Source organism: Pseudomonas sp. 2995-3 (assembly GCF_002742565.1).
GTDB lineage: Bacteria > Pseudomonadota > Gammaproteobacteria > Pseudomonadales > Pseudomonadaceae > Aquipseudomonas > Aquipseudomonas edaphica.
The window spans coordinates 248,753-269,802 of sequence record NZ_LJSB01000125.1 but is presented as its reverse complement, the minus strand read 5'-3'; the positions used below and the strand labels follow the sequence as shown (position 1 = coordinate 269,802).

18 protein-coding genes are annotated in these 21,050 nt (G+C 60.6%); 13 read left to right on the top strand and 5 right to left on the bottom strand.

The genetic code is table 11. From position 1 onward, the window contains the following. The first annotated feature begins 70 nt into the window (after nt 1-70). Nucleotides 71-1,603, top strand: coding sequence for a M91 family zinc metallopeptidase (locus AOA62_RS06280; RefSeq protein WP_143521779.1), 1,533 nt, complete (start codon nt 71-73; stop codon nt 1,601-1,603). Between the two features lie 130 nt (nt 1,604-1,733). Beyond that, nucleotides 1,734-2,162, top strand: a complete 429-nt coding sequence (locus AOA62_RS06275) for a hypothetical protein (protein WP_099548141.1) — start codon at nt 1,734-1,736, stop codon at nt 2,160-2,162. An 8-nt stretch (nt 2,163-2,170) separates the two neighbouring features. Here AOA62_RS06275 and AOA62_RS06270 read toward each other — a convergent pair whose 3' ends face one another. The 5 genes from AOA62_RS06270 to AOA62_RS06250 all read right to left on the bottom strand — a co-directional run bounded on the left by AOA62_RS06270 (nt 2,171) and on the right by AOA62_RS06250 (nt 7,514). Continuing rightward, a complete protein-coding gene (locus AOA62_RS06270; protein ID WP_099548140.1) occupies nt 2,171-3,034 on the bottom strand; it encodes an alpha/beta hydrolase in 864 nt (287 codons plus the stop codon). 181 nt (nt 3,035-3,215) lie between these two features. Next, nucleotides 3,216-5,129, bottom strand: a complete 1,914-nt coding sequence (speA, locus tag AOA62_RS06265) for an arginine decarboxylase (RefSeq protein WP_056860452.1) — start codon at nt 5,127-5,129, stop codon at nt 3,216-3,218. A 212-nt stretch (nt 5,130-5,341) separates the two neighbouring features. Continuing rightward, entirely contained in the window at nt 5,342-5,713 is a 372-nt protein-coding gene (locus AOA62_RS06260; RefSeq protein ID WP_012722004.1) for a translation initiation factor Sui1, read from the bottom strand. Nucleotides 5,714-5,907: 194 nt separating this feature from the next. Further along, nucleotides 5,908-6,444, bottom strand: a complete 537-nt coding sequence (locus AOA62_RS06255) for an NUDIX hydrolase (RefSeq protein ID WP_026013681.1) — start codon at nt 6,442-6,444, stop codon at nt 5,908-5,910. A 2-nt stretch (nt 6,445-6,446) separates the two neighbouring features. After that, nucleotides 6,447-7,514, bottom strand: a complete 1,068-nt coding sequence (locus AOA62_RS06250; protein ID WP_017136740.1) for a DUF2333 family protein — start codon at nt 7,512-7,514, stop codon at nt 6,447-6,449. Nucleotides 7,515-7,813: 299 nt separating this feature from the next. Here AOA62_RS06250 and AOA62_RS06245 point away from each other — a divergent pair, with 299 nt between their 5' ends. From AOA62_RS06245 to purD, 11 genes are all read left to right on the top strand, one after another. Next, nucleotides 7,814-9,484, top strand: a complete 1,671-nt coding sequence (locus tag AOA62_RS06245) for a PleD family two-component system response regulator (protein ID WP_017136741.1) — start codon at nt 7,814-7,816, stop codon at nt 9,482-9,484. 53 nt (nt 9,485-9,537) lie between these two features. Then, nucleotides 9,538-11,499 carry a methyl-accepting chemotaxis protein gene (locus AOA62_RS06240; RefSeq protein WP_099548139.1) on the top strand — a complete coding sequence of 654 codons (1,962 nt, stop codon included), beginning with the start codon at nt 9,538-9,540 and terminating at the stop codon, nt 11,497-11,499. Nucleotides 11,500-11,771: 272 nt separating this feature from the next. After that, nucleotides 11,772-12,227, top strand: coding sequence for a type II 3-dehydroquinate dehydratase (gene aroQ / locus AOA62_RS06230; RefSeq protein ID WP_017136743.1), 456 nt, complete (start codon nt 11,772-11,774; stop codon nt 12,225-12,227). Between the two features lie 24 nt (nt 12,228-12,251). Beyond that, nucleotides 12,252-12,713, top strand: a complete 462-nt coding sequence (gene accB, locus AOA62_RS06225) for an acetyl-CoA carboxylase biotin carboxyl carrier protein (RefSeq protein WP_017136744.1) — start codon at nt 12,252-12,254, stop codon at nt 12,711-12,713. A gap of 17 nt (nt 12,714-12,730) precedes the next feature. Next, nucleotides 12,731-14,092: an acetyl-CoA carboxylase biotin carboxylase subunit gene (accC, locus tag AOA62_RS06220; protein WP_017136745.1), complete on the top strand. Its 1,362-nt coding sequence runs from the start codon at nt 12,731-12,733 to the stop codon at nt 14,090-14,092. Nucleotides 14,093-14,290: 198 nt separating this feature from the next. Next, a complete protein-coding gene (prmA, locus tag AOA62_RS06215; protein ID WP_017136746.1) occupies nt 14,291-15,169 on the top strand; it encodes a 50S ribosomal protein L11 methyltransferase in 879 nt (292 codons plus the stop codon). Nucleotides 15,170-15,199: 30 nt separating this feature from the next. After that, the gene (locus AOA62_RS06210; RefSeq protein ID WP_099548137.1) at nt 15,200-16,426 is read left to right on the top strand and encodes a DUF3426 domain-containing protein; all 1,227 of its coding nucleotides are present in this window, start codon (nt 15,200-15,202) and stop codon (nt 16,424-16,426) included. Between the two features lie 185 nt (nt 16,427-16,611). Further along, entirely contained in the window at nt 16,612-17,625 is a 1,014-nt protein-coding gene (dusB, locus tag AOA62_RS06200; RefSeq protein ID WP_099548135.1) for a tRNA dihydrouridine synthase DusB, read from the top strand. Beyond that, nucleotides 17,622-17,942: a DNA-binding transcriptional regulator Fis gene (gene fis / locus AOA62_RS06195; protein WP_003221275.1), complete on the top strand. Its 321-nt coding sequence runs from the start codon at nt 17,622-17,624 to the stop codon at nt 17,940-17,942. Before dusB ends, fis begins: the two co-directional genes overlap by 4 nt. An 81-nt stretch (nt 17,943-18,023) precedes the next feature. Beyond that, nucleotides 18,024-19,631 carry a bifunctional phosphoribosylaminoimidazolecarboxamide formyltransferase/IMP cyclohydrolase gene (gene purH / locus AOA62_RS06190; protein ID WP_099548134.1) on the top strand — a complete coding sequence of 536 codons (1,608 nt, stop codon included), beginning with the start codon at nt 18,024-18,026 and terminating at the stop codon, nt 19,629-19,631. Between the two features lie 125 nt (nt 19,632-19,756). After that, nucleotides 19,757-21,049, top strand: a complete 1,293-nt coding sequence (purD, locus tag AOA62_RS06185) for a phosphoribosylamine--glycine ligase (RefSeq protein WP_017136750.1) — start codon at nt 19,757-19,759, stop codon at nt 21,047-21,049. Nucleotide 21,050 lies beyond the last annotated feature (1 nt).

Here is a 21,050-nt window from a genome sequence, read left to right as displayed (position 1 = left end):
TTGCAAGGGCTACAACCACAGAGGATCCGCCTGGCCCACTCTCGCGAGCCAGAAGGAAACAGGAGCCTGCGTGAACACAGTACTTCCCCGCATTCCCCTCGGCGCATCCGACGCTCCGACATTGGCACCCCAGCCTGAAACGCCCAGCCCCTCGGCACCCACGCCTGACATTGGGCACCAGACACATACGTTGTTCAACGAAGCCAATGTACTGATCAAACGCGAAGTGGAAACCTGGCAAGACAGTGCCGGCAACTATCACTCAGCCAGCATGACTCACATCGTCACCGGCGATCAGGCAGACAATATAAAGATCACAGCCCATGACAGCAGGACATTGACGGCCATCATCAATGGGAAAACCTACCCCTTCCCAATGCCCGAAAGCACAGACCTGCACATGATAAATATTGAGACCCAGGGCGGAAATGACTCGGTGGTCATTGGCCCTGGCGTTAAGGCACCTGTTCGGATCATCACGGGCGACGGCAATGACCGGGTCAAGACCGGCGCCGGCTATGCACGGGTCAATGGCGGCAGCGGCAACGACTCCATTCACCTGGGTAGCGGTGGCGGAATCGCCTTGGGTGGTGACGGCGATGATCGGATGCGCGCAGGCACGGGCAGTGCCGTGCTGAGCGGTGGCAAAGGCAATGACGTGCTGCATGCAGGCAAGGGCGCCAATCACCGACTGGTGTATTTGAACGGCGACCAAGGCAATGACCAGCTGTATGCAGGCGCAGGCATCAACGTTTTAAATGGAGGCCGCGGCGACGATAAACTGGTGGGCGCCCGCAAGACCACGTTTTACGCAGGCGCAGGCCATGACGTGATTCACTCCACGAGTAAAAAAGATCGCATTTACGCCAAAGCGTCCGACAAGATTCATCACAATGGGCCTTCAAACGTCACGTTTATGGAGGTCAAGAACGTCGGGAGAAAAGGGCTGAAGATAGAAGGCAAACCCGAGTTCATCGACGCCGTGCAAGACGTTCTCGACCAGCTTCGAGGTTCGCCTGTCGGCCAGCGGATGCTTGAGCAAATGGACGACTTCGTGGACGACATAAGGTCTCCCGTCACCCTGCGAGAGTCTGCCGACATGAACGCCAGTTACTACTACTTCCGCAACGCCTACAGCGACGCGCTTTCCGCTTGGCAAACTTCGCAGTTTCAAAGCGAATCAGAATTGGGCTACATCAAAAATGAGGTGGCCGGTGCAGTCGCCACTCACGCCGAAATAGAGCTTCAAACCTTCCACTTCGGCCAACAGCTGTCGACCACACCGATGCTTGCACTCCAGCACGAGTTGGCCCATGCCTTCAATGGCGCCACTGGCACCTACCAACCCGGAAACCAACAGGCTTTTGGCCTCGATGGAAACCCCATTGAGCGCTACGGTCAGCCGGTTTTCGTTAATAACGTCGAGTACCAAGCACTCGGCCTCGCCATTGAGGACGGGGAGCTGTTCGATCACGACAACAACCCGCTCACCCGGCCAACCACCCTCAATCCATCGCCCTTCACCGAGAATGCGCTACGCCAGGAAATGGGCGTGCCCTTGCGTGATCGCTACCTATGGGATGAGGCGCCGCACGCAGTTTAATCAATGGGCGGGAGCCAACCTGTCAGTTCTCACAGGTTACAAACCCGACTTTCCGGCGTTGAATGGAGATCGCCGCTGAAGAGCCTTCAGCTTAAGGCTGCGATCTTATTGCACTCAAGGAAGAACCCACATGAGTAACAACACCTACTTGCTTATCGGCGCGTTGATAGTGGTCGCATTGATCGCCGCCGCTGTTATTCGCTCGTCCAAGAAGAAACAAGCCAAGCCCCCTGTCGAAGCCGTCGCCGAGCCGTCCGTTCAGGTTCCCCCCGTCACTCCGGACACGGGCGAATGGACACTCAAACTGGACGACGCTCCGTCAACACTCCCAGCGCAGCCCGCCATCCAGAAAGGCGTGGAGGTTTGGAATCAAACGGATTTCCACTTCTTCGTGACACAACAAGGCATAAGAGCGACGCTGCCACCCCAGGGTCGAACACTGATGGACAATAGCGCTAGTCTGACAGTCAGCCCTTCAGCGCAAAACACGCTGCAGTCTGTAGCGCTGGAGGAAACCAGCCCCGAGAGCTCAGCGCAGTACACCCTGATAATCCGGTAAAGCTAGCCTCACTGGCCTGGAGTGGAGCGAATAAACGCCGTGACCCGATCCAGCACCGGCGCCAGCCAGCGCAATGGCTTGGCAATGGATGCCACTAATGTCGCGTGGCTGGTTCTGGTGAAATAAAACGCCTCGACCGGCACCCCCGCTTCGTGCAGCTTTTTCGCCAGCCCGCCCGTGTTGCGTGTGGGGTTGACCAGCGTGTCGCTCTGCGAGGCGATCAACAGGCTCGGCGGTGCATCATGACTGACGTGGTTGATCGGCTGGGAATCGGGCGGTGAGTCCGGGAAGAAAAACACAGGGCGCACATCGCGGTTTTCAATCGGCAGGAAGTCATAAGGCCCGGCCAGGCCGATCCAACCCTTGAGCATCGAGGGTGACAGGTTCACTTCTTTGAGCCAACGCGCATCCAGCGCCAGCATCGAGGCGTTGTACGCGCCGGAGCTATGGCCCATCAGGTAGAGCTGCTTGGGGTCGGCGCCATATTCGGCGATGTGCTGATGAGTCCAGGCCACCGCTTGGGCGCCGTCCTGGAGAAAAGCGGGGTAACGCACTTGCGGATAGAGCCGGTAGTCCGCGACGACCACCACAATGCCGCGTGAAGCCAGGGCTTCGCCAACGAAACCGTAATCATCCTTGGAGCCGCTGTTCCAGCTGCCGCCGTAGAAAAACACCACGACCGGGGCGCTGGGCAAGGCGGTGACAGGGCGATAGACATCGAGCCTCTGGCGCGGGTCAGGGCCGTAGGCAATCGATGAGGTTTTGGTGAACGTGCTGGAAGGGGTCAGTGCGTTGAGCACTTTGATCGGCGAGCAGGCCGTGAGGAATGCGGCGACCGCCAGGGTTAACGCTTGCAGCCATTTGCTCGACATCGTTCAGACCTCACACAGAAGGTACGACCAAACGAAAATCCAAATGTGGGAGCTGGCTTGCCTGCGATGGCGGTGTGTCAGCCCTGAATGTGCGGACTGATACACCGCCATCGCGGGCAAGCCCGCTCCCACACTGGATCTCTGTCACTTTGAGATCCTTGTCAGCCTGGGAGCAGTGTACTTACGAGGACAGGTAGGACGAACGCGTCAGCCCCAGACGCAACGCATCCAGGAACTGCGTACGCTCGCTGGCACTGATCTTCGCGCTGGCGCACTTGTCGCGGTAGTGCGTCATCAACTCCTCCGGCGACAAGTGCACGTAGCGCAGCATGTCTTCGATGGTGTCGTGGGTCTCGATCCCGGCGCTGTACACCGAACCGTCTTCACGCTGGTAGATGTTTACCGAGTCGGTGTCACCGAACAGGTTGTGCATGTCACCGAGAATTTCCTGGTAAGCGCCCACCAGGAAGATGCCCAGCAAATAGTCTTCACCTTCGTTCAAGCCATGCACCGGCAGGCTGGTCTCGATGCTCTGCTCGTCGACGTATTGCTTGATCTTGCCGTCGGAGTCGCAGGTCAGGTCTTGCAGCACGGCGCGGCGCAGCGGCTCTTCGTCGAGACGGTGCAGCGGCAGAATCGGCAGCACCTGGCCAATGGCCCAGGTGTCCGGCAAGCTTTGGAATACCGAGAAGTTGCAGATGTACTTGTCGGCCAGCTTGTCGTTGAGCTCGTCCAGCACTTGGCGGTGCGAGCGCTGGCGGGCTTTGAGCGAGTTGTGCAGGCGACGGCATACGGCGAAGTAGCACTGTTCGGCCAGGGCTTTTTCCGCCAGGGTCAGCTTGCCGTCGGCATACTGGGTGGCCACGTCGCTCATGTAGTGAGTGGCGCGCCAGTAAGTCTCGGTGACCATTTCGATGTCGGTCGGGCCCAGCAGGTCCACCAGCCACTGCACGGTTTCCGGCAGGCTTTCCTTGTTCTCGATCTGCGGGATTTCGTCGTTGTGTTTTTCAACGTCGGTGACCTGCACCACCAGCATGGCGTGGTGGGCGGTCAGGGAGCGGCCGCTTTCGGAGAAGATGTGCGGGTGCGGCAGGCTCTGCGCGTCGCAGAATTCCTTGAGCATGCCCACGACCACACCGGCGTAATCGTCCATGTCGTAGTTGATCGAACTGGCGTTACGCGAGTGCGTGCCGTCGTAGTCCACGCCCAGGCCACCGCCCACATCGATGTGATCGACCGGCAGGCCGAGGTTGCGCAATTCGCCGTAGTAACGAATGGCTTCCTTGAAACCGTGCTGGTAGTCGGCCAGGTTGGCGATCTGCGAACCCATATGAAAGTGCAGCAGGCGGATGCCCTGGTCCAGGCCGGCAGCGCGGAAGCGCTCGACCACCGACAGCAATTGCGCCGCCGACAAACCGAACTTGGACTTCTCGCCACCGGTGTCGGCCCATTTGCTCGACGCCAGCGACGACAAACGCACACGCAGGCCAACCTGCGGCTTGACCTTGAGGCTCGCAGCCTCTTCGATCACCAGGCCGACTTCGGATTCTTTCTCGATCACGATAAACACATTGTGACCAAGCTTCTGGCCCATCAGCGCGAGGCGGATGAACTCACGGTCCTTGTAACCGTTGCAGACGATGGTGCCGCCCTTGGGTGCCAGGGCCAGCACGGCCAGCAGCTCGGGCTTGGAGCCGGCTTCCAGGCCGATCGACACGTTCTGGGTGGCGATGATGTTCTCGATCACCGCTTCCTGCTGGTTCACCTTGATCGGGTACAGTGCGGTGTACTTGCTCTGGTATTCCAGGCGCTCGATGTTCGAATCGAACGCACCGGTCAGCTGGCGTACACGGTCTTGCAGGATGTCGGGAAAACGCACCAGCAGCGGCAAGGACAAACCGCTTTTGCGCAGCTCGTCAACTTGCTCGTACAGATCAACCGGTGTGCTGTTCGGGCCGTTCGGACGGACTTCAACGCGACCGGCATCATTGATCGCGAAATACCCGGCCCCCCAATGGCGAATCCCATAAACACTGCGGCTGTCCGCAACTGTCCATTGGCTGCCATCGTCTTTGCGTGTGCGTCGTACGGACATCGAAGTCCCCTATATAAAGTCGAAGATCACCACGCCCTTCTTGCAAGGCTGGCGAAGTCTAAAGAATGAAAATGACGATTTGCCTGTAAGGAAGGTAGACCCCACTCGCAGGACAGAGTTTAGACACCGGTCAGGAACAGGCTCTGTGAAAACCATGGAGACGACAGTTCGCGTTCAGCAAAGGGCCATCGGGGTGGGTTTCACAGAGGCTGCTAGCCGCCGGATTTCTTCGCTTTGTAACCCAGCTTGATCAGCTCGGCCAACAGCAACTCGACGTGATCGCCCTGGATCTCGATGACGCCGTCTTTCAACGCGCCACCGGTGCCACAGCGCTTTTTCAGCGTGGTAGCCAGTTCCTTCAGGGCTTCTTCAGCCAAGGGCACGCCAGTGATGGTAGTCACCGTCTTGCCGCCACGGCCTTTGCTCTCGCGTCGTACGCGGGCAATGCCGTCGCCTTCAGGGATCAGGGTCTGTTTGCAGGTACACGAATCCACGGGCTGACGACAGTCCGGGCAGTGTCGACCTGCGTCGGTGGAAAATACCAGGCCACCAAGGGCGGCGAAGGATGCGGCTTTTTTGGCCACCGGCAATCCTCTTGGGAGGACAAAGACTGATCGGAACCCGGCTCTCGTTACAAAAGGCAGCTTACCGACCGCGAAGCCCCACTCAGGCAGGGGCAGCGCTACCGAAACGCCAAGGCGGTTCGGGTGAAAAGGCGCGCAGTGTAACGGCAAAAAGCCGCCTTGCTAAGAGCCAAATAGCGCCAATTTATGCAACTTTAGCGACGTGAGGCCAGATAGCGCCGCAAGCCCTCTTGAGCATCCGGGCAGTAAGGCTTTTGTTGAGCTTCCTGCAGGACCGTTTCAAGGGGCAGAAACCGCGCTTCCATGACCTCCTCGGGCTGCAAGCGCAATGGGCCATCCCAGACTGCCGAGTAAGATTTGCACCAGAGCCGGCTGCCCTCCTCCTCAAAGTAGAAGTGGTCGTGCTCGACCAGTTCCACACCGCCCACGCCGAGTTCTTCTTCCAGCTCACGGGCAGCCGAAACCGCGTAGGTCTCGCCCGCCGCCACCATGCCACCTGCCGCCGTGTCCCAAAAGCCGGGATACAGGGCTTTGCTCAGGGTGCGTCGGTGCACACACAGTTCACCGGCGGAGTTGAACAGGAAGATAAAGGTGCAACGGCCGATCAGGCCGCGCTGACGCAGGTCGGACCTGACAAGGTCGCCGAGCAGGTTGTCCTGCTCGTCCACCCAGCAGATCAGTTCAGCATCAGAGGCCTCACGGTGTGCGACCTCCTTTTGAGAAGCGTCCATCATTACCCCTGGTTGAGGAGCTGACGCAAATCTATAACTGCAGCGTTTGCCCGGGAAATATAGTTGGCCATGACCAACGAGTGGTTGGCGAGGATGCCAAAGCCACTGCCGTTAAGAATCATAGGGCTCCACACCGGCTCCTGCGAGGCTTCCAACTCGCGAATGATCTGACGCACGCTGACGGTGGCGTTTTTCTTGGCCAGCACGTCGGCGAAGTCGACTTCAATCGCGCGCAACAGGTGAGACAAGGCCCACGCCTGGCCACGGGCTTCGTAGAACACGTTGTCGATCTGCATCCATGGGGTTTCCACCACTTCTTCATCGACCTGCGGCACTTCACCCGGCGCCAGGGCCTCGGTTTTCAGTGCGGTGTTGAGCTTCACCCGACCCACACTGGCCGACAGGCGTTGCGACAACGAACCCAGGCGCGTGGCGACATCACCCAGCCAGTTGTTCAGGTTGTCGGCGCGGGCATAGAACAGCGCGCCCTTCTGGTTCGGGTCGGACAGTCGTGCCTCGTAGCGGCTCAGGGAGTTGATGCCTTCCTGGTATTCCGACTCGCTGGACGGCAGCACCCAGCTCTTGTTGTCGAAGTTAAAGCGCGGTTCAGCCTTGGCCAGGTCCGCGTCTTCAGCCGACTGCGACTGTGAACGGGCGAAGTCTTTACGCAAGGCGCGGGTCAGGTCACGCACCTGCACCAGCACGCCATATTCCCAGCTCGGCATGTTATCCATCCACAGGCCTGGCGGGAAACGGTCGTTGGAAATGTAGCCACCAGGCTTGTTCAGCAAGGTGCCGACCACGGTCTTGAGGGTTTCGACGGTGGTGTAGCCAATCACCATCTGCTTGCCTTCCTTCTCGGCGGCAAGCTGGGCGTTTTGCTGGACCGGGAACAGCGCCGGCTCTTCGCTCCAGTACCAACCCAGGCCGCCGGTGACCAACAGGTACAAGGCCAGCACGCTGAGCAGCGCTTTGCTCATCAGCAGGTTACGAAAGTAGCCGCGTTGGGTCGACTTTGGCTCAGGGGCGGGGCCTTTGGCACTGCCTGCACGGTTTTTCCAGTCCAGCATGGCGATATCCTTTCAATCACTTGAGTTCATGCACGTCAATTGTCCGGGTGCGGTCAAACACTCCGACCACAACCCTACCCCATCGTGCCCATCGGCGCGGGGCTTTTAACCGAAAGTGGCAGGTGGGAGACGTTCGACTATAAAGGATGCACGCTTTTTACGCAGCGTGACCATTGGGTCGGTAACTGAATCCCCAAGACTTGCACTTAATTGACGTATGACACTCATGCAACAGAAAAGAGGTGCTAGCATAGAGCCATCAGTCGACCTCAGCATGCACCCTCACTAGTAGTCAGGATATGACCGAGCCAGAAGACCCCAGCCGTGAGCGTCTCAAGCACCATTTTGCCCAGCGGGTAATTCATCAGGCACGTCAAATTCTTGAGATCTGGCAACGCCTGCAACGCAGCGAATGGTCGAACACCGATTTGTCCGAACTCAGCGAAGCCAACCTGCGCCTGCTGCGCTTTGCCGAGCGTTTCGAACAGCCGGAACACGGCCAGCTGGCACGACACATCGGCGAATCGCTCAAGGTGGTGGACGAAAATCGCGGCCGGCTGAGCAGCCAGGTCATCACCGAACTCAACCGCCTGATGCAACGCCTGTCCCGCACCGGTCTGCGCCAGGGTGATCAGCTGGAACAAACCTTACTGCCGCCGATGCGCAAGCCCATCTACGTGATGCTGGCCGATCACGACCGCGCCGAACGCCTGGCCAAGCAGTTGGAATTCTTTGGCATGAGCGCCCAGTCCCTGGACAGTGTGCCGGCGTTTCGTGCCTCCCTCGCCGAGCGCCTGCCGTCGGCGATTGTGATGGATGTGGACTTCTGCGGGGCGGGCCTGGGCCTCAAGTTGGCCGCCGAAGCCCAGGAAGGCCTCGAGCAAAAGCTGCCACTGCTGTTTTTCAGCTTGCACGAAACCGACACGCCAACGCGCCTGGCCGCCGTGCGCGCCGGTGGCCAGGAGTTCCTCACCGGCACCCTGGAAGCGTCGAGCCTCTTGGAAAAGATCGAAGTGCTGACCTGCGTCGCGCAGTACGAACCTTATAAAGTGCTGATCATCGATGACTCGCGGGCACAAGCGCTGCACACCGAGCGCCTGCTCAACAGCGCCGGCATCGTCACGCGCACCTTGATCGAACCGATCCAGGCCATGGCCGAACTGGCGGATTTCCAGCCGGACCTGATCATCCTCGACATGTATATGCCTGCCTGTACCGGCACCGAACTGGCCAAGGTGATTCGCCACAACGACCGGTACGTCAGTGTACCGATCATCTACCTGTCGGCCGAAGACGACCTGGATAAACAACTGGACGCCATGAGCGAAGGCGGCGACGACTTCCTCACCAAGCCGATCAAGCCGCGCCACCTGATCACCACCGTGCGCAACCGAGCCGCCCGTGCCCGTAACCTCAAGGCGCGAATGGTGCGCGACAGCCTGACCGGGTTGTACAACCACACCCATATCCTGCAATTGCTCGAAGACTGCAGCTTCCGCGCCCGCCGCGAGAACAAGCCACTGAGCTTTGCGATGCTCGACATCGACCACTTCAAGCGCGTCAACGACAGCCACGGCCACCCCATGGGCGACCGCGTGATCAAGAGCCTGGCGCTGTTTCTCAAGCAACGCCTGCGCAAGACCGACTACATCGGGCGCTACGGCGGCGAAGAGTTCGCCATCGTGATGCCCGACACCGACCTGGAGTCGGCCTGCAAGGTATTGGACGAAATCCGTGGGCGCTTTGCCGAAATTCACTATCCGGCCCAGCCGCAGGATTTATGGTGCACCTTCAGCGCCGGGCTGGTAGAGCTGTGCGACGGCTCCGACAGCCTGATGATGGCTGCCCAGGCCGACGAGGCGCTGTACCGCGCCAAGGACGCAGGACGCAACCGCGTGCAAGCCGCTCGTACATCAAAGCAAAGTGCCACCTTTTCACCGGAATCCACCGAATCCGTCATAACTTTGTAATGGAAACGCAATAACTTCAGGCACTTATCTTTTGCTGTCGGTTGAAACCACGCATGCGCCTGAAGCTGCTGACCAATCTCAATACCCTTCTGCTGGTGGCCGTGTGCCTGGCCCTTGGAGCGACGCTATGGTGGTCGCAACGTGCGCTGGAACGGCCTTATCTGCTGATGGAACGCTACCTGGGCCTGTCGCAGACCTTTCAGAACCAGGCCGCACGCAACATTGATGATTACCTCTCCAGCGGCGATGCCCTGCGTTTGAGCAGCGCCAGTCAAAGCCTGGAAAACCTGTTGCAGCACCTTGACGAATTGCCGGCAGAACTTGGGCAAAACCTGCGCCCCAGCCTGGTGGATCTGGACACCTTCAGCAAAACCGACCTGCTCGCCGCCGGCAAACTGGCGGGCGACCCGCAAGCCCTGTTGCTGCAAGCCGAACGTGAGCTGGGCGCGAACCTTGAGCAACTGAGCCAATACGCCACGGGCGTCAACTCTCCAGACGCCGCTCGCTACCTGCCGCCCTTGCTGGCCGCGTCCCAGCACTTGGGTAAACTGTCCCTGGCCCGCGACAAACTGGTCAGCAGCGGGCGCGCGGAGTTGGCCGATGACGTGGAGCGCGAAGTCGCCAGTATCCGCACTCAGGCCGACGTGTTGGCGGCGTTGCCATTGCTTGGTGTCAAGGCCAGCAGTGAATCCAGCGCCGATGATTTTTCCGCCATGATGGGCCTGGAAAACAGCGAGAAAGCCGAAGTTCAGGACACCGGCGTCGACCTCAAGCGCGAACTCAACAGCCTGTTGACCCGCTACCCCGCCGAACTCAAGCGTACCCGCGAGCAAATCCAGCAGCGCACCGCACTGGCCGCCGCCACTCATTTAAAAATCGCCGCCGTGCAACAGGCCATCTCCGGCCTGGAGCCGGTGGTACGCGCCCAACACGCCAGGATCCAGGGCGAAGTTCGCCTGTTGCAAGGCGTGATGATCGGCCTGATCCTGCTGATTGCCTTGCTGATCGACACCCTGCAACGGCGCCTGGCGCGGGTGCTGACCAACCTCGCGCCCGCCCTGTCGACCTGGGCCGAAGGTGATTTCAGCCAGCCGATTGCGCTGGGCAAGACCAACCGCGAACTGCACGATATTGAAGCCTCGCTGAACCGCTTGCGCGCTTACCTGGTGGACCTGGTGGGCACCATTCGCGCAAATGCCGAACAAGTCGCCGGCAGCAGCCGCGCCCTGGCCGAGCTGAGCAGTGGCCTGCACGACGGGGCCGAGCGTCAGGCCGGCGATACCGCGCAGATCCGCGATTCCCTGGGCGAGCTGGAAGCCACCATTCAGCAAGTGGCCGGCGATGCCAGCCAGGCCGCCGGTGCCAGCCGCAGTGCAGGCCTGGCCGTGGAACAGGGCCAACGGGTGATCGGCCTGAGCCTCACCGGCTTGCACGCACTGGTGGGTGAAGTGCAGCAAAATGCGCAGATGATCGAGAAACTCGCGGAAGAATCCGCCACCATCGGCGGCGTGCTCACCGTGATTCGCTCGATTGCCGACCAGACCAACCTGCTGGCCCTCAACGCCGCCATCGAGGCTGCGCGCGCCGGGGAAGCCGGGCGTGGGTTTGCCGTGGTGGCTGACGAAGTGCGCACCCTGGCCCAGCGCACGGCGGGCGCCACCGCTGAAATCCAGGGTTTGATCACCGGCCTGCAAAGCGCCGCCCATCAGTCGGTGCAGGGCATGCGCGCGCAGGTCGAACACGCCGAAGCCACCGCCCAGCAGGCCCAGGCGGCCGACGGCGCGCTGGATGAAATCGTCGGGGCGATCCAGACCATTTCCGACACTGCCGTGCGCATCGCCGATGTGACCGCGCAGCAGAGTGGCGCCGTCAGTGAGATTCGTGACAACAGCGAGCGGATTCACCAGCTGGGCGAGGATAATCTGCTGCGAATCGGCCAAGGCCGCAGCCAGGGTGAGCATCTGTTGGAACTGGGTGGGCAACTGAACACTGCCGTGCAAGCGTTTCGCGTCTAATGCGATCGAGATCGTGCCCACGCTCTGCGTGGTCATGCATCCTGTGACGCTCTGCGTCACGACTTTAGAGCGGGACGCGGAGCGTCCGGGGCGGCATTCCCACGCGGAGCGTGGGAACGATCAATCACTGACCAAATCCAGCCTCACAGTCACAAATTTTGCGCAATCATCGCTAATCGTGCCGCCTACTGCATAGAACTGGACAGTCACAAAGGCTTTGCGGCATAGTCGCCGGGTTCTGACGCACCCACATCAATAACAAGGAACAGCCGATGGCGACCTTACTGGTTCTTCACGGACCCAACCTGAACCTGCTCGGTACCCGTGAACCGGGTGTCTACGGGGCGGTGACCCTGGAACAGATCAACCTTGATCTGGAACGCCGGGCGCGTGAAGCCGGCCACCATTTGCTGTACCTGCAAAGCAATGCCGAGTACGAATTGATTGATCGCATCCATGCCGCGCGTGGCGAAGGCGTGGACTTTATCCTGATCAATCCCGCCGCTTTTACGCATACAAGTGTTGCATTACGTGACGCGCTGCTGGCGGTGAGCATCCCATTTATCGAAGTGCATTTGTCGAACGTGCACAAACGCGAAGCTTTCCGCCATCACTCCTACTTCTCCGACGTAGCAGTAGGTGTGATCTGCGGCCTTGGCGCCAGCGGTTACCGACTGGCCCTGGAGGCCGCCCTGGAACAACTTGAACAACCGGCCAAGCGCCCCTGACCGACCCTTGGGAGTTGATGATTCATGGATATCCGTAAAGTTAAGAAACTGATCGAACTGCTGGAAGAATCCGGTATCGACGAGCTGGAAATCAAGGAAGGCGAAGAGTCCGTACGGATCAGCCGCCACAGCAAGACCCCGGCTCAACAGTTCTACGCGCCACAGATGCAAGCACCTGCTCCGGCTGCCGCACCTGCCGCCGCCCCGGCTGCTGCCGCTGCACCTGCCGCCCCAGCCGCGCCTGCGCTGAACGGCTTCGTGGTCAAGTCGCCAATGGTCGGTACTTTCTACCGCACCCCGGCACCGACCTCGCCAGCCTTCGTTGAAGTCGGCGCAACCGTGAAAGTGGGCGACACCATCTGCATCGTTGAAGCGATGAAAATGATGAACCACATCACCGCTGAAAAAGCCGGCGTCATCGAATCCATCCTGGTAGAAAACGGTCAGCCGGTTGAGTACGACCAGCCGCTGTTCACCATCGTTTGAACCGCGGAGCGCCTTCGATGTTGAAACCTGCGAAGAAACTGCAAAAAGTCCTGATCGCCAACCGCGGCGAGATCGCGCTGCGTATCCTGCGCGCCTGTAAGGAAGAGGGCATCAAGACCGTCGCTGTTTACTCGACGGCCGATACCGAATTGATGCACGTGAAACTGGCGGACGAAAGCATTTGCATCGGCCCGCCACTGGCCACGAACTCGTACCTGAAAGTCTCGAACATCATCGCGGCCGCTGAAGTGACCGGCGCTGATGGCATCCACCCAGGCTACGGCTTCCTCGCGGAAAACGCCGATTTCGCCGAACAGGTGGAAAAATCCGGCTTCGCCTTCATCGGCCCTAAAGCCGAAACCATCCGCCTGATGGGCGACAAGGTTTCGGCCAAGGACGCCATGATCGCAGCCGGCGTGCCAACCGTTCCAGGTTCCGACGGCCCACTGCCGGAAGACGAGGCAACCGCCCTGCGCATTGGTCGCGAAGTCGGTTACCCGGTGATCATCAAGGCCGCCGGTGGCGGTGGTGGTCGCGGCATGCGTGTGGTGCACAAAGAAGAAGACCTGATCGAAGCTGCCAAGCAGACCCGCTCCGAAGCGGCTGCCTGGTTCGGCAACCCGATGGTCTACCTGGAGAAGTACCTGACCAACCCACGTCACGTGGAAGTGCAGGTACTGTCCGACGGCCAGGGCCACGCCATCCACCTGGGCGACCGCGATTGCTCGCTGCAACGTCGTCACCAGAAGGTGTTGGAAGAAGCTCCGGCACCGGGCCTGGACGAAACCGCGCGCCAGGAAGTACTGGCTCGTTGCGTCAAGGCGTGCATCGACATCAACTACCGTGGCGCCGGTACCTTTGAGTTCCTCTACGAGAACGGCCGCTTCTACTTCATCGAGATGAACACTCGTGTGCAGGTAGAGCATCCGGTTTCGGAGATGGTCACCGGTATCGACATCGTCAAGGAGATGCTGAGCATCGCCGCCGGCAACGTGCTGTCCTTCACCCAGGACGACGTCAAGATCCACGGCCACTCCCTGGAGTGCCGGATCAACGCCGAAGACCCGAAAACCTTTATCCCAAGCCCTGGCCTGGTCAAGCATTTCCACGCGCCGGGCGGCAACGGCGTGCGTGTGGATTCGCACCTGTACAGCGGCTACAAGGTTCCGTCCAACTACGACTCGCTGATCGGCAAGCTGATCACCTGGGGCGCCACCCGCGACGAGGCCATGGCCCGTATGCGCAATGCCCTGGACGAAATCGTGGTAGACGGCATCAAGACCAACATCCCGCTGCATCGGGATCTGGTACGCGATGAAGGCTTCTGCGAAGGTGGTGTGAACATTCACTACCTGGAACACAAGCTGGCCAACCAGTAAGTGCTCCACCCAACAAAGCCGCCTTCGGGCGGCTTTGTTGTTTGTGGGCCCGCAAGAACACCGCCGCCCCCATGTGTGCGGGCTTGTGTGGGAGCTGGCTCCCACATAAGCCCGCTCGCCACAAACTCGCCGCTCGCGTAAACTTGCGCGCTTTCGCGACCCAGCCGTCGCACACTCATTTTTTCAAAGGTGCCCGCCATGCCTTGGCTGCAAGTCCGTCTCGCCATCAGCCCAGAACAAGCCGAAACCTACGAAGACGCTTTCCTCGAAGTCGGCGCCGTGTCGGTGACCTTCATGGACGCCGAAGACCAGCCGATCTTCGAACCGGAACTCAATACCACGCCGCTGTGGTCCCACACCCATCTGCTGGCCCTGTTCGAAGACGGCACCGATGCCGCCGCCGTGCTGGCCCACATGGAACTGCTCACCGGCAGCCCGCTGCCCGAGCACCACAGCGAAGTGATCGAAGACCAGGATTGGGAACGCAGCTGGATGGACAACTTCCAGCCGATGCGTTTCGGCCAGCGCCTGTGGATCGTGCCAAGCTGGCACGCCGCGCCTGAGCCGAATGCCGTCAACTTGCTGCTGGACCCGGGCCTGGCGTTCGGCACCGGCACCCACCCTACCACCGCGCTGTGCCTGGAATGGCTGGACGGCCAGGACCTGAGCGACTGCAACGTGCTGGATTTCGGCTGCGGCTCAGGGATCCTGGCGATTGCCGCGCTGCTGCTGGGCGCCAAGGAAGCGGTCGGCACCGATATCGACGTGCAAGCCCTGGAAGCTTCCCGTGATAACGCCGGGCGCAATAACATTGCTGAAGGCAAATTCCCACTCTACCTGCCGGAAGATTTGCCCCAGGTGCAGGCCGATGTGCTGGTGGCCAATATCCTCGCCGGCCCGCTGGTGTCGTTGGCGCCGCAGCTGTCGAGCCTGGTCAAGCCGGGCGGGCGCCTGGCGCTGTCGGGCATCCTCGCCGAGCAAGGCGAAGACGTGGCCGCTGCCTACGCCAAGGATTTCGAACTGGACCCGATCGCCAACCGTGATGGCTGGGTACGCATCAGTGGTCGTCGGCGCTAGAATGAGCGCTTGCCTGAATCGGATGGCCGCATGACCGACAGTTTCGTCACCCAGTGCCCACACTGCCAAGCCCGTTTTCGCGTCAGCCACGCACAACTGAGTGTGGCCCGCGGCGTGGTGCGCTGCGGCTCGTGCCTGCAAGTGTTCAACGCCGCTCGCCAGTTGCTGGAGCAGCGCGGCCAGGTGCCTGCGCCTGAGCAGCCGGCCGTTGCCGAGAAGGCCACTGAGCCGACCGCCGAGGCCCCACGGGCCATCAGCCAGAAGCAGTGGAACGCCGAAGAACTGGACCTGGACAACCTGGATCTGGACGAAGAACTGGCCAAGCTGGAGCGTCGTCAGGCACCCGCTGACCGTCGCCAGCCTGAAGATGCCCTGAGCGCTACGCGCGGCACTGCCAAGGCCGAAGAAGAACAGTGGGCCGCCAGCCTGTTCAGTGAACCGCCCGAGGAGCGCACCCCAGCGCCCGAGGACGAGCCAGAGCCAGAGCCAGAGCCAGAGCCGGCCACTGCGACACGCCAGCGCACCGAACCCTCCATGTCGTTTCGCCTTGACGACATCGACGATGAACCGCCACTACGCTCGGCGCCCCACGTTGAAGATGACGATATCGCCCCGCCGTTCACGCCCTTGACCCAGGCCCTGGACGAACCGGCCCCCGAAGATCGCCCGCAACCGCGTCGCAAGCGCACGCGCCCCGAGCCAAGTGTTCACGATGACGTACTCCAGGACCTGGAAGACGACCCGCTGCACCTTTACGCCCAAAAGCGCCCGTCCGGCTGGGGCCGCCGCCTGATCTGGATGCTGCTGGTGCTGATCGCCGCCGCAGGCCTTGCAGGCCAGTACATCGCGTATCAATTCGACGACCTGGCCCGCCAGGATGCCTACCGCCCATGGTTTCAGCAGCTGTGCCCGTCACTGGGTTGCACGGTGCCATCGCGGGTCGATATCGCCCATATCAAGAGCAGCAACCTGGTGGTGCGCAGCAACCCGGAGTTTGCCGGGGCGCTGGTGGTGGATGCGATCATCTATAACCGGGCGACGTTTTCCCAGCCCTTTCCGTTGCTGGAACTGCGTTTCGCCGACATGAACGGCAATCTGATCGCCAGTCGTCGCTTCAAACCCGGCGAATACCTGAGCGGCGAATTGGCCGGCGTCAGCGAAATGCCATCGCAGACACCGATCCACATCTCCCTGGATATCCTTGACCCAGGCAATAAAGCGGTGAATTACAGCCTGAGTTTTCACTCGCCCGAGTGAACCGGCGCAGGTTCTGAGGTTTGACGGCAAATTATTGACTTTGCGCTGCGCAACCAAACCGGCGGCGATAAAGAAATAACTGTTCAGATTTTATCCAATTCAGCCTTTATCCAGTCATCGAGAGCGGGTATCATGCCAACCCTTTTTCGAACTCTAATGATCCGGCCCCACAACAGGGAAGTCCTATGTCGGCGGTACGCATCGGCCCATACACATTGCAAAACGGCTTGATCCTCGCCCCGATGGCGGGCGTCACCGACCAGCCCTTTCGTCAGCTGTGCAAGCGTTTGGGCGCGGGTCTAGTAGTCTCTGAAATGGTCACCAGCGACATGAGCTTGTGGAACACCCGCAAATCGCGGATGCGCATGATCCACGAAGGTGATCCCGAGCCCCGCTCGGTGCAGATCGCCGGGGGTGATGCGCAAATGCTGGCAGATGCGGCCCGAGCCAACGTGGAGTTGGGCGCACAGATCATCGACATCAACATGGGCTGCCCGGCCAAGAAGGTCTGCAACAAGGCCGCCGGTTCCGCATTGTTGAAAGATGAGCAGTTGGTAGCCGAGATCCTGCAGGCCGTTGTCGCCGCAGTGGATGTGCCGGTCACCCTGAAAATTCGTACCGGCTGGGACCGGGACAACAAAAATGGCCTGACAGTGGCGAAGATCGCTGAACAGGCCGGGATTACAGCGCTGGCGGTGCATGGCCGCACCCGCGCCGACCTTTACACCGGTGAAGCCGAGTACGACACCATTGCCGCGATCAAGCAGGCGGTGTCGATGCCGGTCTTTGCCAATGGCGATATCGACTCAGCCGAGAAAGCCCGGCGCGTGCTGCACGCAACCGGCGCCGATGGCTTGTTGATTGGCCGGGCCGCCCAGGGGCGGCCATGGATTTTTCGTGAGATCGAACACTTTCTGCGTACCGGCGAAGTCTTGCCGGCACCGGAGTTGATCGAGGTGGAACGTATTCTGCTAGAGCATCTGGCCGCCCTGCACGCCTTCTATGGAGACGTGATGGGAGTACGCATTGCTCGCAAGCATGTCGGCTGGTATCTCGCCACCTTGCCGGGCGCCAAGGAATTCCGCGCTCAGTTCAATCGTTTGGATGAAACGCAGGCACAGGTCGCCACCGTTCGTGAGTTCTTCGCCGAACGTGACAAGAGCCTGGGAACAGGGGATGGAGAGGGGGTGGCCGCATGACGATGATGACCGAGACTTTAGTGAGTGGAACAGCACCCGTGAGCGACAACGTCAATTTGAAACAGCACCTGAACACGCCGAGCGAAGAAGGTCAGACCCTTCGTGGGAGTGTCGAGAAGGCGCTGCACAATTATTTCGCCCACCTTGAGGGCGCTTCCGTCACGGACGTGTACAACCTGGTGCTCTCCGAAGTCGAGGCGCCGTTGCTCGAAAGCGTGATGAACTACGTCAAGGGCAACCAGACCAAAGCCAGTGAGCTGCTGGGCCTCAACCGTGGCACCTTGCGCAAAAAGCTCAAACAATACGATTTGCTGTAAGCATTCAATCAAACCAGAAAGGCGCCCGCGTAAAAACGGTCGCCTTTTTTGCTGACTCCTTTGCTTTTGATGGAAATTGAAATGACCGACCAGACCACCCGCCTGCCGATCCGCCGCGCCTTGATCAGTGTCTCCGACAAGACCGGGATCCTCGAATTTGCCCGGGAGCTGGAAGCCCTTGGCGTGGAAATCCTCTCCACAGGCGGGACCTTCAAACTGCTGCAGGACAACGGCGTGGCCGCAGTAGAAGTCGCGGACTACACCGGTTTCGCAGAAATGATGGACGGTCGGGTCAAGACCCTGCACCCGAAAATCCACGGCGGGATCCTCGGTCGTCGCGGTATCGATGACGCCATCATGAGCGAACACGGCATCAAGCCGATCGACCTGGTAGCCGTTAACCTTTACCCGTTCGAAGCCACCATCAACAAGCCAGGCTGCGACCTGCCGACCGCCATCGAGAACATCGATATCGGCGGCCCGACCATGGTTCGCTCCGCTGCCAAGAACCACAAAGACGTGGCCATCGTGGTTAACGCCAGCGACTACGCGCAAGTATTGGAAAGCCTGAAAGCCGGCGGCCTGACCTACGCCCAGCGTTTCGACCTGATGCTCAAGGCGTTCGAACACACCGCCGCCTACGACGGCATGATCGCCAACTACATGGGCACCGTGAACCAGGCCGCTGAAACCCTGAGCACAGAAGGCCGCAGCCAGTTCCCGCGCACCTTCAACAGCCAGTTCATCAAGGCCCAGGAAATGCGCTACGGCGAGAACCCGCACCAGAGCGCGGCGTTCTACGTTGAGGCCAAGCCTGCCGAAGTCGGCATCGCCACCGCGACCCAGCTGCAAGGCAAGGAGCTGTCCTACAACAACGTGGCCGACACCGACGCCGCGCTGGAATGTGTGAAGAGCTTCGTCAAGCCAGCCTGCGTGATCGTCAAGCACGCCAACCCGTGCGGCGTGGCTGTGAGCCCGGACGCTGAAGGCGGCATTCGCCAGGCCTACGAACTGGCCTACGCCACTGACACTGAATCCGCGTTTGGCGGCATCATTGCCTTCAACCGTGAGCTGGACGCCGAGACCGCCAAGGCGATCGTCGAGCGCCAGTTCGTTGAAGTGATCATTGCCCCATCCGTCAGTGAAGAAGCTCGCGCCATCGTCGCCGCCAAAGCCAACGTGCGCCTGCTGGCCTGCGGCGAGTGGTCAGCAGACCGCGCCGCTGCCTGGGACTACAAGCGCGTCAATGGCGGCTTGCTGGTACAGAGCCGCGACATCGGCATGATCGGCAGCGAAGACTTGAAGGTCGTCACCAAGCGCGCCCCGACCGAGCAAGAGATCAACGACCTGATCTTCGCCTGGAAAGTCGCCAAGTACGTTAAGTCCAACGCGATTGTCTACGCCAAGAACCGCCAGACCATCGGTGTCGGCGCCGGCCAGATGAGCCGCGTGAACTCGGCGCGTATCGCCGCGATCAAGGCAGAACACGCAGGCTTGCAGGTAGCGGGTTCGGTGATGGCTTCCGACGCGTTCTTCCCGTTCCGTGATGGCCTGGACAACGCCGCGAAAGCCGGTGTTACCGCCGTGATCCAACCGGGTGGCTCGATGCGTGATGCTGAAGTGATCGCGGCCGCTGATGAAGCGGGCATCGCGATGGTCTTCACCGGCATGCGCCACTTCCGCCACTGATTGATCGTTCCCACGCTCCGCGTGGGAACGCAGCCAGGGACGCTCCGCGTCCCTCGGACGCAGAGCGTCCGTAGAGGCATTCCCACGCAGAGCGTGGGAACGATCATCCTAACGAGGGTTTTGAAATGAATGTTTTGATCATTGGCAGCGGTGGCCGCGAACACGCCCTGGCCTGGAAAGTTGCCCAGGACCCACGCGTTCAGAAGGTTTTCGTCGCCCCCGGCAACGCCGGCACCGCCATTGAAGCCAAGTGCGAAAACGTCGCTATCGACGTCCTGGCCCTTGAGCAGCTTGCTGATTTTGCCGAAAAAAATGTTTCCCTGACCATCGTCGGCCCGGAAGTACCGCTGGTTGCCGGCGTTGTGGACCTGTTCCGCAGCCGTGGCCTGGACTGCTTCGGCCCAACCGCCGGTGCCGCCCAACTGGAAGGCTCCAAAGCCTTTACCAAGGATTTCCTGGCTCGCCACAAGATCCCGACGGCCGACTACCAGAACTTCACCGAGATTGAGCCGGCCCTGGCTTACCTGCGTGAAAAAGGCGCACCGATCGTGATCAAGGCCGATGGCCTGGCCGCCGGTAAAGGCGTGATCGTCGCCATGACCTTGCAGGAAGCCGAAGACGCCGTACGCGACATGCTCGCCGGTAACGCGTTTGGTGATGCAGGCTCGCGTGTGGTGATCGAGGAGTTCCTCGACGGCGAAGAAGCCAGCTTCATCGTGATGGTCGATGGCAAAAATGTGTTGCCGATGGCCACCAGCCAGGACCACAAACGTGTTGGCGATGGCGACAGCGGCCCGAACACCGGTGGCATGGGTGCCTACTCCCCTGCCCCGGTCGTCACCGCCGACGTGCACAAACGCGTGATGGACCTGGTGATCTGGCCAACCGTGCGCGGCATGGCCGACGAAGGCAATGTGTACACCGGTTTCCTCTACGCTGGCCTGATGATCGACAAAGCCGGCAACCCGAAAGTCATCGAGTTCAACTGCCGCTTCGGCGACCCGGAAACCCAACCGGTGATGCTGCGTCTGCAATCGAGCCTGGTGCTGCTGGTGGAAGCCGCATTGGCCCAGGCCCTGGACAAGGTTGAAGCACAGTGGGACCCGCGCCCGAGTGTCGGCATCGTACTGGCGGCCGGTGGTTACCCAGCCGACTACGCCAAGGGCGATGTGATTGAAGGCCTGGATGCGGCTGCTACGCTGGAAGGCAAGGTGTTCCATGCAGGCACCGCGCTCAAGGACGGCAAAGTTGTAACCGCAGGTGGCCGTGTATTGTGCGCCACCGCAATGGGTGCCAGTGTCGACGCCGCGCAGCAACAGGCGTACAAACTGGCGGCAAAAATCGACTGGAAAGGTTGCTTCTACCGCACGGACATCGGCTATCGCGCCATTGCCCGTGAACGCGGCGAGAACAACTGAA

What these genes read in the sequence shown, in the direction of transcription:
- accC (WP_017136745.1), top strand. Translation starts at nt 12,731, where the DNA reads ATGTTGAAACCTGCGAAGAAACTGCAAAAAGTCCTGATCGCCAACCGC.
- speA (WP_056860452.1), bottom strand. Translation starts at nt 5,129, where the DNA reads ATGTCCGTACGACGCACACGCAAAGACGATGGCAGCCAATGGACAGTT.
- AOA62_RS06270 (WP_099548140.1), bottom strand. Translation starts at nt 3,034, where the DNA reads ATGTCGAGCAAATGGCTGCAAGCGTTAACCCTGGCGGTCGCCGCATTC.
- AOA62_RS06240 (WP_099548139.1), top strand. Translation starts at nt 9,538, where the DNA reads ATGCGCCTGAAGCTGCTGACCAATCTCAATACCCTTCTGCTGGTGGCC.
- fis (WP_003221275.1), top strand. Translation starts at nt 17,622, where the DNA reads ATGACGATGATGACCGAGACTTTAGTGAGTGGAACAGCACCCGTGAGC.
- accB (WP_017136744.1), top strand. Translation starts at nt 12,252, where the DNA reads ATGGATATCCGTAAAGTTAAGAAACTGATCGAACTGCTGGAAGAATCC.
- dusB (WP_099548135.1), top strand. Translation starts at nt 16,612, where the DNA reads ATGTCGGCGGTACGCATCGGCCCATACACATTGCAAAACGGCTTGATC.
- aroQ (WP_017136743.1), top strand. Translation starts at nt 11,772, where the DNA reads ATGGCGACCTTACTGGTTCTTCACGGACCCAACCTGAACCTGCTCGGT.
- prmA (WP_017136746.1), top strand. Translation starts at nt 14,291, where the DNA reads ATGCCTTGGCTGCAAGTCCGTCTCGCCATCAGCCCAGAACAAGCCGAA.
- AOA62_RS06250 (WP_017136740.1), bottom strand. Translation starts at nt 7,514, where the DNA reads ATGCTGGACTGGAAAAACCGTGCAGGCAGTGCCAAAGGCCCCGCCCCT.
- AOA62_RS06255 (WP_026013681.1), bottom strand. Translation starts at nt 6,444, where the DNA reads ATGGACGCTTCTCAAAAGGAGGTCGCACACCGTGAGGCCTCTGATGCT.
- purH (WP_099548134.1), top strand. Translation starts at nt 18,024, where the DNA reads ATGACCGACCAGACCACCCGCCTGCCGATCCGCCGCGCCTTGATCAGT.
- AOA62_RS06210 (WP_099548137.1), top strand. Translation starts at nt 15,200, where the DNA reads ATGACCGACAGTTTCGTCACCCAGTGCCCACACTGCCAAGCCCGTTTT.
- AOA62_RS06275 (WP_099548141.1), top strand. Translation starts at nt 1,734, where the DNA reads ATGAGTAACAACACCTACTTGCTTATCGGCGCGTTGATAGTGGTCGCA.
- purD (WP_017136750.1), top strand. Translation starts at nt 19,757, where the DNA reads ATGAATGTTTTGATCATTGGCAGCGGTGGCCGCGAACACGCCCTGGCC.
- AOA62_RS06245 (WP_017136741.1), top strand. Translation starts at nt 7,814, where the DNA reads ATGACCGAGCCAGAAGACCCCAGCCGTGAGCGTCTCAAGCACCATTTT.